The 11,465-nt window shown below is 72.5% G+C and carries 9 protein-coding genes; 8 read left to right on the top strand and 1 reads right to left on the bottom strand.

Annotation, left to right across the window (positions count from 1 at the left end; translation table 11 throughout):
• Positions 1–34: 34 nt before the first annotated feature.
• On the bottom strand, positions 35–1,234 hold the full coding sequence (locus tag KBX00_RS27245; protein ID WP_210830924.1) for a hypothetical protein: 1,200 nt from the start codon (positions 1,232–1,234) through the stop codon (positions 35–37).
• A gap of 353 nt (positions 1,235–1,587) precedes the next feature.
• Between KBX00_RS27245 and KBX00_RS27240 the strand changes: the two genes are divergently transcribed.
• The 8 genes from KBX00_RS27240 to hpxZ all read left to right on the top strand — a co-directional run bounded on the left by KBX00_RS27240 (position 1,588) and on the right by hpxZ (position 11,465).
• Positions 1,588–3,480 carry a hypothetical protein gene (locus tag KBX00_RS27240; RefSeq protein WP_374225375.1) on the top strand — a complete coding sequence of 631 codons (1,893 nt, stop codon included), beginning with the start codon at positions 1,588–1,590 and terminating at the stop codon, positions 3,478–3,480.
• Positions 3,480–5,288, top strand: a complete 1,809-nt coding sequence (locus tag KBX00_RS27235; protein ID WP_210830923.1) for a hypothetical protein — start codon at positions 3,480–3,482, stop codon at positions 5,286–5,288. Before KBX00_RS27240 ends, KBX00_RS27235 begins: the two co-directional genes overlap by 1 nt.
• A 44-nt stretch (positions 5,289–5,332) precedes the next feature.
• Positions 5,333–5,998 carry a GntR family transcriptional regulator gene (locus tag KBX00_RS27230; protein ID WP_210830922.1) on the top strand — a complete coding sequence of 222 codons (666 nt, stop codon included), beginning with the start codon at positions 5,333–5,335 and terminating at the stop codon, positions 5,996–5,998.
• 75 nt (positions 5,999–6,073) lie between these two features.
• Positions 6,074–7,882 carry an allophanate hydrolase gene (gene atzF, locus KBX00_RS27225; protein ID WP_210830921.1) on the top strand — a complete coding sequence of 603 codons (1,809 nt, stop codon included), beginning with the start codon at positions 6,074–6,076 and terminating at the stop codon, positions 7,880–7,882.
• 18 nt (positions 7,883–7,900) lie between these two features.
• On the top strand, positions 7,901–8,590 hold the full coding sequence (locus KBX00_RS27220) for a cysteine hydrolase family protein (protein WP_210830920.1): 690 nt from the start codon (positions 7,901–7,903) through the stop codon (positions 8,588–8,590).
• Positions 8,591–8,598: 8 nt separating this feature from the next.
• Complete coding sequence (locus tag KBX00_RS27215) at positions 8,599–9,291, top strand: cysteine hydrolase family protein (RefSeq protein WP_210830919.1); 693 nt, start codon at positions 8,599–8,601, stop codon at positions 9,289–9,291.
• A gap of 12 nt (positions 9,292–9,303) precedes the next feature.
• Entirely contained in the window at positions 9,304–10,977 is a 1,674-nt protein-coding gene (locus KBX00_RS27210; protein ID WP_210830918.1) for a regulator, read from the top strand.
• A gap of 98 nt (positions 10,978–11,075) precedes the next feature.
• A complete protein-coding gene (hpxZ, locus tag KBX00_RS27205; RefSeq protein ID WP_210830917.1) occupies positions 11,076–11,465 on the top strand; it encodes an oxalurate catabolism protein HpxZ in 390 nt (129 codons plus the stop codon).

Below are 11,465 nucleotides of genomic sequence, written 5' to 3'. Positions count from 1 at the left end.
GGCGGAGGGGGCGGGGGAGGCAGGGTGGGTGGGGTTAGCGGCGGGAGGAGCCGGCGGAGCGGTAGTGGGTCTTCTCGTCGGCGGCGAGGCTGAAGGTCTCGCGGCGCTCGGGAAGGGGAGCCACCACCAGGCCGGGGCGGTCGACCAGGCGGGTCGTGTTCGGTGGCACCGAGAGCGTGGTGTTCTTGGTGGCGCGCCAGCTCAGCACGACCAGCGGGCGATCCGGAACCGGCAGCTCGTAGACCTGCAACGGGTTCGTCCGGTCGGCGGGGGAGAGCACCACCGGGCCGTCGTCGGCGGGCCGGTACACCACCGCGCTCATCGTGCCCTCGGCACTCTCCCAGGTCAGCTGCTCCAACTCGGCCGGCTCGCCCCCGTCGAGCGACAGCTCGCCGAGGGTACGCACGGCGAGTTTCGCCATCGGCCAGGACGCCGGCACAGACTGCGGGACGTCCCGGTCGCCGACCCGCCGGTCGATGCTGCCGAACGGGCCGTCCTCGCCAGCCAGCAGGCAGGTGTCGAGGCCGGTCAGGGCGCGCTGGCCGGAGCCACTCTCGTCGCGTACCAGCGGGTACCGGGGAGCGGTGATGCCGGTGCCGAGGTCGAGCAGCCGGTCGGTGGCCCGACCCCGAGGCAGCGACTCGGTGGAGCGCAGGGTGGCGGTGACGGTCACCGCTCGACAGCTCGGCACCTCGACGGGACTGGTCAGGCCGTCGCGGTCGGACAGGATGCGACCGTTCGGCCCGACCAGCCGCCGGACCCGTTCGGAGGTCAGGTAGCGCCGGCCGTCGGTGGACTGGACCGGCAACACGTCGGAGTAGACCAGGTAGCCGGGGTCGGTGTACTCGGTGGCGTGCGTGACCGTGTAGCGGCCGTCGTCGCCGGTGAGCTGGATCAGCCAGGACGCCGCCTCGCCGGGTACCGAAGCGGCGACCAGAGCCAGCGGCCGGCCGTCGATCTCACCGGAGAAGAGGATGCCGGAGGAGGGTACGTGCACCCGGTCGTCCACTGGCGAGCGCCAGTCGCGTACCGCCTCGGTGACGGCGGCGGTCGCCGCGGCGTCCTCGGCCAGTGAGCCGCGAGGCGGCCACACCGTCAACGAGCCGTCCATGCTGTCGTAGCCGACCCGTAGGTCCCGTGCCTGACGCTCGGCGACCGGCCCGCAGGCGGTGACCGCGATCAGCAGGGTGGACAGGCCGATGGCGGTCAAGTCGCGCCAACGGGCTGGAGCCACCTGTCACGCCCCCGATCGGATCGCGTCGTCGTGTCGGAGGGCAATAGTACGAGATGTCCCGCCGATGCTTCGGGCCGCCGTACGCTGCGTCGCGCCGTCACCACACCGACCACAGGGGACGCCGCGTTGACTTGGGGCACTTTCCCCCACTCGGGTAGACTCCGCCGACTGTGACGCCTGCCGAGACCCGCGCCGCCGCGCTGCCGAGATCCGCCGACGTCGCCGACTCCCCCTCCGAAGTCGTCACCGTCGGTGATCAGGTGCACGACCGCGTGCGGTCCGCGCCACGGGCCACCACGTCCGCCGCCGAGCCGGCCGTGGCGGAGGCCGCAGCGATCGACGGGGCGGCACCCGTGACCGACGCCCCCGCACCCGCGACCGGGGCACCGGTCACCGAGGCACCCGCGACCGGGGGCGGGACGGACCGGCAGCTGACGGAGACCGCACCGGCCGACGGTACGCGGGCCGCCGATGCCCCCGACGCCGCTCCGCAACGCCGACGCCGGTTCCGGTGGACCCCCCGACGACGGGACCTCGCGGTCTTCGGCGGGTTCCTGCTGACCGCGCTCTGGGTGACCAGCCAGATCTGGATGGACCCGGCCGGGCGGGTGGCCTCGCTCTACAGCAGTGACCCGGCGCAGGTGCAGTTCTTCCTCGCCCACTCGGTACGGGTGGTCCTGCACGGGGAGTTTCCCTTCTTCACCGAGCAGTTCAACTACCCCGACGGGGTCAACCTGATGGCCAACACGGCCATCCTCGCCCTGGGCATCCCGATGGTGCCGGTGACCCTGCTGTTCGGACCGGCCGTGACCTTCGTGCTGCTGGTCACGCTCGGTCTGGCCGGGACCGCCTCGGCCTGGTACTTCGTGCTGTCCCGGCACGTGGTGGACAACCGGCTCGCCGCGGTGGTGGGCGGCTGGTTCTGTGGCTTCTCACCGGCGATGTTGTCGCACGCCAGCTGGCATCCGAACATCATCAGTCAGTTCCTGCTGCCGTTCATCGTCTGGCGGGTCATGGTGATCACGAGGTCGACCCGACCGTACCGGGACGGCGCGCTGCTGGCCCTGCTGGTCACCGTGCAGGCGTTCATCAACGAGGAGATCCTGCTCTTCACCGCGATGGGCTGCGGGATCTTCCTGATCTCGGTGCTCGTCCAGCAGCCCGGACGTTTGTCGGTGGCCTGGCGGCCGTTGGCCAAGGCGCTGGCCACCTGCACGGTGATCGCCGGCTCGCTGCTGGCGTACCCGCTGTACGTCCAGTTCGCCGGCCCGATGGCGTACCACGGGCTCAGCGACGCGGTGCGTGACTACGGCAACGACATCGCCGCCTACTTCGCCCCCGGTTCGCCCACCATCGGCGGCAACCAGCGGGCGAACGTCAACCTCGCGCCGAACTACTCGGAGGAGAACGCGTTCTTCGGGTGGAGTCTGGCGCTGATCGCGGTCGGCATCGTGCTCTGGCTCCGGCGGGAGGTGCTGGTCCGGGCGCTCGCCGCGACCGCCGCCTTCTACACCGTCCTCTCCCTGGGCGAGCGGATCAGCTGGTGGGACCGGGAACTGATCATCGGTCCGTGGGAGTTGCTGGTCCGGCTGCCGCTGCTCGACGCGGTGGTGCCGACCCGGTTCGGCATGATCACCAGCGTGGTGGTGGCGATCCTGCTGGCCCTCGCCATCGAACGGACCAGCACGCTGTCCATGGACCGGCGAACCGTGCGTACGCTCACCGCCGCCGGTCTGGTGCTCGCGTTGCTGCCGATCACCCCGATGCCGCTGCCGATGACGTCCCGACCGCCGGTGCCGGATTTCATCACCTCCGACCGGTGGCGCGCCTACGTCGCGCCGGACCAGACCCTGGTGCCGATCCCGGTGCCGAGCATGGGCAACACCCACGGCATGCGCTGGGCCGCCGCCACCAACCTCGATTTCAAGATCCCCGGCGGCTACTTCCTCGCCCCCCGCAACGGCAACACCGGCGACCCGGGTCGCTTCGGTGGCCGACCCAGCGGCATCGGGAAGCTGCTGGAGGAGGTCGCCACCACCGGCCGGACGCCGGAGCTCAACGACCGCCAGCGGCGCCGCTCCCTGGACGAGCTGCGGTACTGGCGGGCGGCGATCCTGGTGCTGCCGCTCCGGCAGCCGCACTCGGAGTCACTGCGGCAGACCGTCGAGCAACTGGTCGGGCCGGCCCGGCTCGAACTGGACGTCTGGGTGTGGGACGTCCGGTCACTCACCGACCCCCGGGCCTGATGTCGGTCGGTACTGTCGAGCGGGAAGCCGAGGTCCGCACCGGTCGCCGTCGGCGGCTGCGCCCGCGTACGCCCGACCTGGCGGTGGTGGCCGGCTACCTGGCGCTGGCCAGCTGGCTGACCAGCCGGCAGTGGGGCCGGCCGGACCGGCTGTTCCATCAGGCCGGCGACCAGATCCTCTTCGAGTGGATGCTGGCCCACGCCGCCCGTGCCGTGACCGGCCTGGAGAACCCGCTGTGGAGCGAGGCGTTGAATGCGCCCGGCGGGGTGAACCTGATGGCCAACACCTCGGTGCTCGGCCTCGGTGTCCCGCTGGCCCCGGTCACGCTGCTGTTCGGCTCGCAGGTGGCGTTCGGGGTGGCGGTGGTCGGGTGCCTGGCCGGCACGGCCACCGCCTGGTACGTACTGCTGCGCCGCCGTCTGGTCGAATCCCGGCTGGCCGCCGCGCTCGGTGGGCTGGTCTGCGGCTTCGCCCCGGGCATGGTCGCGCAGGCCGGATCGCACCTGCACATGGCCGCGCAGTTCCTGGTGCCGGTGATGCTGGCGCTGGTGTTCGTACCGGCGCCGGCCGGCGCGACCGCGCCACCACAGGTGTGGCGGCCGGGTGTGCTGCTCGGTCTGGTCGTGACGTACCAGGCATTCCTCGGTGAGGAGGTGCTGCTCCTCGTGGCGCTCGCGGCCGGCGTCTTCGTCGTCGGGTACGCGCTGGCCGACCGGGCGGCCGCACGCCGGCTCGCCCCGGTCACGGCCGGTCGGATCGCGGTCGGCGCGGTGGTGGCGGCGGCGCTGTTGGCCTACCCGCTGTCGTTCCAGTTCTTCGGCCCCGGCCACTACCGGGGGATGCCGTTCTATGCGTACGGCTTCCAGCTGGACGCCGCGTCGTTCACCGCCACCGCCCGGCAGACCGTCTTCGGTGACCACCGCCTGCCGGCTCTGCTGGCACCCAACGCCACCGAGGAGAACTCCTTCTTCGGGCCGGGTCTGCTGGTGCTGGCCCTGGTCGTGGCGGTGTGGCTGTGGCGTCGCCCGCTGGTCCGGGCCCTCGCCGGCTGCGGGGTGGTGTTCGCCCTGCTCTCCCTCGGCCCCCAGGTACGCCTCGACGGAGCGTTGACGCAGCTGCCCGGCCCGTACCGGCTGATCGCCGAGCTGCCCCTGCTCGACCACGTGGTGCCGGCCCGGTTCGCGCTGGTCTGCGTGCCGGTGCTGGGCATCCTGCTCGCTCTGTCGGTGGACCGGGTATGCCGGCAGCCGGTCGCCACTGCGCTGCGACCGGACGCGGTGCCGGTGCGGTTGCTCTGGGCCGGCGCGGTGGCCGCCGCGCTGCTGCCGCTGACCCCGACCCCGATTCGTACCGTCCCGGTCTGGCAGGTGCCGGCGTTCGTGGCGGAGGACACCTGGCGGGCGTACGTGCCGGCGGGGCGGACCGTGGTGGCCGTGCCGCCGGTGACGAACGCGGGCCAGAGCCCGGCCATGCTCTGGTCCGCCCGAACCGGGTTGGCCTTCACCGCCCCGGGAGGCTTCTTCATCGGCCCCCGTTCCCCGGACGACCCGGCGGCCCGCTGGGGCGCGCCGGACCGGCCCACGTCGCTGCTGCTGCGCCGGGTGGCCGACACCGGTGAGGTGCCGCCGATCAGCGACACCGACCGCCGGCAGGCGGTGGCCGACCTGCGGCACTGGCGGGCGGCCGTGGTGGTGCAGGCTGGACTGCACCACGGTGACCCCGTGCGCCGGACGGTCGAGGCGCTGCTCGGCCCGGCCCGGGAGATCGACGGTGCGCTCGTCTGGGACGTCCGGTCCCTCGTGGGCTGACGAGTCCGCCGGACGTTCCGGCGGCAGGTGGCACACTCGTCGGGATGAACGACGTGGCCGCATCGCCGGCGGAGGGCGAGCTGGAGAGTGTCAGTCTGGTGGAGCTCGCCGTCGCCCGGCTGACCCGGGAGATCCTCAGCGGCCGGAGCGACCCCGGTGAACGGCTGGTGGAGGAGCAGCTGACCCGGCGGCTCGGGATCAGCCGGGCGCCGCTGCGTGAGGCGTTGCGGCTGCTGGCGCAGCGCGGCCTGGTCGAGCACGTCCCGCGCCGGGGGGTCCGGGTCGCCACCCTGTCCGATCGCGACGTGCGGGAGCTGTACGAACTGCGTGACGTGCTGGAACGCTTCGCGGTGCGGTCGGCGATCCCGGTGCCGCGGGAGAGCGACCTCGCCGGACTGCGGGCGGCGTTGGACCAGATGCGGGAGGCGACGCGGGACGGTGACCGGTTGGCGGTCGCCGAGTCGCACCGGGCGTTCCACGTCGCGCTGGTGGCGCTGGCCGGCAATCGGCAGCTCTCCGCGGTCTACGACTCGATCCTGGTGAAGCTGCAGCTCTACATGGCGATCAACCTGCGTCGCGAGGCCGAGGTGGCGCAACCGCACGACGGCGTCCACCGGCACGAGCGGCTCTTCGAGGCGGTCGCCGCCGGTGACCCGGAGCAGGTGCTCGCCGTGCTGTCCGAGCACGGGGCGCGCTCGTATCTCGGGTAGCTCCACCGGCCGGCCGTCACGACGTCGTTACCTGACACGCGCCACCTGGAAACACAACTGTCGACAATCGACTGTATGCCAGAGCAGATCGGATCGATCTCGGAGCTGCGGTCGGCGTACCGCCATGGCGGCCTGACCCCCACCGACCTGGCGGAACGGGTCCTGTCCGGGCTGGTCGGCGCGGACGGCGGGCCGGTGTGGATCAGCACCGTGCCGGCCGGCCAGCTCCTCGCCCGCGCCGAGCGGCTGGCGGCCACCGCCGACCCCGCGACCCTGCCGCTGTACGGGATACCGTTCGCGGTCAAGGACAACATCGATGTCGCCGGCATGATCACCACGGCCGGCTGCCCCGACTTCGGGTACACCGCCGCCGAGGACGCGCCAGTGGTGCGCCGGCTGCTCGACGCCGGTGGCCTGCTCGTCGGGAAGACCAACCTGGACCAGTTCGCCACCGGCCTGACCGGGGCGCGATCCCCGTACGGCAGCTGCGAGAGCGTCTTCGGCGGGGGGCTGGTCTCCGGCGGCTCCAGCTCCGGGTCGGCCGTGGCGGTCGCCGCCGGCCAGGTCAGCTTCGCTCTGGGTACGGACACGGCCGGCTCCGGCCGGGTGCCGGCGGCGCTGAACGGGATCGTCGGCCTCAAGCCCACCAGGGGCCTGCTCAGCACCGCCGGAGTGGTGCCGGCCTGCCGCTCGCTCGACTGCGTCTCGGTCTTCGCCACCGACGTCGCGGACGCGGTGGACGTGCTGCACGCCGCGCGCGGCGTCTCGGCGGCCGACCCGTGGGGGCGTCCGCTACCGACGGAGCGGGTGGTGGCCCGCATGCCGGGCACGCTACGCCTCGGCGTGCCCCGCGCAGAAGACCTGGAGTTCTTCGGCGACGCCGGGCAGGCGGTCCGGTTCGCCGCGGGCGTGCAGGCGCTGCGTGGTCTGGTCGGCCAGGTCGGGTCGGTGCCGTTGCAGAGCTTCTTCGAGGCGGGCGAGCTGCTCTACCAGGGGCCGTGGGTGGCCGAACGGCTCGCCGGGCTGGACGGCTTCCTGCGGGAACATCCCGAGGCCGTCCTGCCCGTCACCCGCAGCGTGCTGGAGACCGGCCGCCGCTACGACGCGATCGACGTGTTCCGGGGTCAGCACCGGTTGCGCGAATTGCGGGCCCGGGTCGACAAGCTCTGGAACGAAGTCGACGTGCTGGTGGTGCCCACCGTCGGCACCACCTTCACGCTCGACGAGATCGCCGAGGACCCGATCGGCCGCAACACGGTGCTCGGCCGCTACACCCAGTTCGCCAACCTGCTCGACCTGGCGGCGGTGACCGTGCCAAACGGGTTCACCGCAGCGGGCCGGCCGGCGAGCCTGACCCTGCTCGGCCCCGCGTTCACCGACACCACCCTGGCTCAGCTCGCCGCCACCTTCACCACCGCCACCCGAGCCGTCCCCGAGGCCCCCACCCCCGCCGCCGCGCCGTCCGGGTCGGCGCAGGTGCTGATCGCCGTCGTCGGCCGGCACCTGGCCGGCGAGTCCCGCAACGGGGAGCTGACCGGGCGGGGGGCCACCCTCGCCGGTGCCGCGCGCACCGCCCCGCGCTACCGGCTCTACCGGCTGGAGACAGCCGACGGTGAAGGTCTGCCCGGCCTGGTGCGGGCCGCCGACACCGACCCGGGCGGACATCCGATCGAGGTGGAGCTGTGGCGGCTGCCGGTGGCCGCCGTCGGCGAGTTGCTGGCCGGGGTGCCGGCCCCGCTGTCGCTGGGCTGGGTTCGGCTGCACGACGGGCGGGACGTGCTCGGCTTCCTCTGCGAGGCGTACGCCGTCGACTCGGGTGCCGAGGACATCAGCGCCGCCGGCGGGTGGCGGGCCTACCGCCGGGCCGCGGCGCAGCGGAGTTGACAAACGGAGGAGGAGAGGATGGGCAGCATCGGGCCGGTAGCGGCCAACCCCTACCCGTGGCCGTACGACGGCACGGCCGACACGGCGCGAACCGCACTGCTCTGCATCGACTGGCAGACCGACTTCTGCGGCCCGGGCGGCTACGTCGACGCGATGGGCTACGACATCGGCCTCACCCGGGCGGGGCTGCCCGCCACCGCCCGGCTGCTGGCGCACGCCCGGTCGCTCGGCATGCTCGTCGTGCACACCCGGGAGGGCCACGACCCCGACCTGTCCGACCTGCCGGCGAACAAACGCTGGCGGTCGGCGCAGATCGGCGCCGAGATCGGCGGTGCGGGCCCGTGCGGGCGGATCCTGGTCAAGGGCGAGCCCGGCTGGGAGATCGTGCCCGAGGTCGCCCCGGCGCCCGGTGAGGTGATCGTCGACAAGCCCGGCAAGGGCGCCTTCTACGCCACAAATCTCGACCTGGTGCTGCGTACCCGGGGCATCACCCACCTGATCCTCACCGGCATCACCACCGACGTCTGCGTGCACACCACGATGCGCGAGGCGAACGACCGGGGCTACGAGTGCCTGATCCTCGCCGACTGCACCGGGGCCACCGACAAGGACAACCACGACGCTGCGCTGCACATGGTGACCATGCAGGGCGGCGTCTTCGGCTGCGTCGCCACCTCCGACGCCGTCATCGCCGCCACGACCAGCTGAGGTGAGCCATGTTGACAGTTGCCGCAGCGCGGCCCTTCCCGTACACCTTCGACCTTGCGACCACCGCGCTGCTCGTCATCGACATGCAGCGCGACTTCCTGGAGCCCGGCGGTTTCGGTGAGAGCCTGGGCAACGACGTCGGCCAGCTGCGGCGGACCATCGCGCCGCTGACGGCGCTGCTGGCCGCCGCCCGCGCCGCCGGCCTGCCGGTCGTGCACACCCGGGAGGGACACCTGCCCGACCTCTCCGACTGCCCACCGGCCAAGCTCAACCGGGGCCTGCCGAGCAAACGGATCGGCGACCCCGGGCCCAAGGGCCGGATTCTCGTCCGGGGCGAGTACGGCCACGACATCGTCGACGAGTTGGCGCCGCTGCCCGGCGAGCCGGTGATCGACAAGCCGGGCAAGGGTGCCTTCCACGCCACCGGGCTGGACGTCCTGCTCGCCGAGCGGAACATCCAGAGTCTCCTGGTCACCGGGGTGACCACCGAGGTGTGCGTGCACACCACGGTCCGGGAGGCGAACGACCGTGGGTACGAGTGCCTCGTGCTCGCCGACTGCGTCGGGTCCTACTTCCCGGAGTTCCATCGGGTGGGCCTCGACATGATCGCCGCCCAGGGCGGCATCTTCGGGTGGGTCGCCGACTCGACGGACGTGCTCGCCGTGCTGCCCACCACCCCTGCGTTGCAATCCTCCTCCTGACCGGGAGCAGCCATGGTCCCCACCAGACCCTCCGTCGTGTCGCTGCCGTACTGGGTACGCGGCGACACCAACGCGTTCTTCGGTTTCGGCGTCAACGTCCTGGTCAACGTGCTCACCCTGACCGGGCTCTGCCTCTTCGTGGTGAACCTCCCCGAGCGGGAGGTGTTCGGCACCATCCTGCCGGCCCTCGGCATCGCCCTGGTCGCGGGGAACATCTACTACACCCATCTGGCCCGCCGGCTGGCCCGGCGGGAGAACCGCTCCGACGTGACCGCGCTGCCGTACGGGCCGAGCGTGCCGCACATGTTCATCGTCATCTTCGTCATCATGCTGCCCATCTACCTCAGCACCGGCGACGCCGTGCGCGCCTGGGAGGCGGGGCTGGCCTGGGCCTTCATCATCGGCGTGATCGTGCTGATCGGCGCGTTCGTCGGCCCGTACATCCGCCGCTACACGCCGCGCGCGGCGCTGCTCGGCACGCTGGCCGGCATCTCCATCACCTTCATCTCGATGAACCCGGCGGGCCAGATGTGGCGGCTGGCCTGGATCGCCCTGCCGGTCCTGGCGCTGCTGCTGATCGGCCTGCTGACCGACGTGAAGCTGCCGTTCAATTTCCCGATCGGGCTGGCCGCGCTGCTGCTCGGTACGGCGATCGGCTGGGTCGGCGGGGCGATGTCGGTGCCGGACGTCACCGCGGCGGCCCGGGACATCGCGTTCGCCTTCCCCACCTTCCAGCTCGACCTGCTGCTGCGTGGGCTCTCCGACATGGCGCCGTTGCTGGCCACCGCGATCCCGTTGGGCGTCTACAACTTCACCGAGGCGATGACGAACGTGGAGAGCGCGGCCACCGCCGGGGACAACTACAACCTGCGTAGTGTGCTGCTCGCCGACGGGGCCGGCGCGGTCATCGGCTCCGCCCTCGGATCGCCGTTCCCTCCGGCGGTCTACGTCGGCCACCCGGGCTGGAAGGCCGCCGGTGGGCGTACCGGCTACTCGATGGCGACCGGGATCGTCATCGCGCTGCTCTGCTTCCTCGGCATGTTCTCCCTGCTCGGTGCGATCTTCCCGACCGCGGCGATCGTGCCGATCCTGCTCTACATCGGGCTGCTGATCGGCGCCCAGGCGTTCCAGGCGACACCCCGGGCGCACGCCGCAGCCGTGGTCGCCGCCCTGATACCGAACATCGCGGCGTGGGCGACCGGGCAGATGAACAACGCCCTGGCGGCGGCGGGCACCACCGCCGCCGAGGTCGGCGACGAGGCCCTGGCCGGCGCCGGTGTCGTCTACGACGGACTGCGCATCCTCGGCGAGGGGGCCATCCTCGCCGGTCTGGTGCTCGGCGCGATCGTCGCCTTCATCATCGACAAACGCTTCGTCCAGGCGGCCATCTTCGCCGCCTCGGGATCGGTGCTCGCCTTCATCGGCCTGATCCACGGCGAGGAGGTCCAGTGGAACGCCAACGGTCAGGTGGCGCTCGGCTACCTCTTCGTGGCGGTGATCTGCGCGATCTTCGCGCTCGGCAAGTACCCGCCCCGGGTACCCGAGCCGGAGGAGGTCGAACTGGACCGCCTGCACGGCGGGGACACCGCGGCACCCCCGACTCCCGCCGTCACCGGCCCGGCGGCTCCGGCGGCGACTGGCGAGCCGGCCGGCGACGAGAAGCGCGAACCGGCGGTGAACAGCTGAACTCCGGCCGGGCGGCGGTGCGGCCCGCACCAGCCCGCCGCCGCCCGGCCGGGTGCGCCCACCCCACGTCCCACCCGCCCAGAAAGGACCCTCGCCGGATGGAGATCGACCGGACGGACGTGGTCGCCGAGGTGACGGCGGCCTTCGCCGGCTACGAGCAGGCGCTGGTGGCCGGCGACGTCGACCGGATCTGCGGATACTTCTGGGACTCTGCCGCCACGGTGCGTTTCGGTCTCGCCGACCACCAGTACGGGCTCGACGAGCAGCGCAAGTGGCGGGCCGGGCAACCGCCGCTGCCACCGGGCCGCCGGCTGGTCGACACGGTGGTCACCGCCTTCGGCCCGGACCTCGCGGTCGTCACGACCCGGTTCGGGTACGCCGGCACCGCCACCGCGGGCCGGCAGACCCAGACCTGGGTACGCCTACCGGAGGGCTGGCGCATCGTCACCGCCCACGTCTCCGAGCCGCTGCGTCCCGACGCCGGATGA

Origin of the sequence: Micromonospora sp. C95 (assembly GCF_018070465.1) — a bacterium.
In the GTDB taxonomy this organism is placed as follows: Bacteria; Actinomycetota; Actinomycetes; order Mycobacteriales; family Micromonosporaceae; genus Micromonospora.
This window is presented reverse-complemented; position numbering and strand designations above follow the sequence as displayed.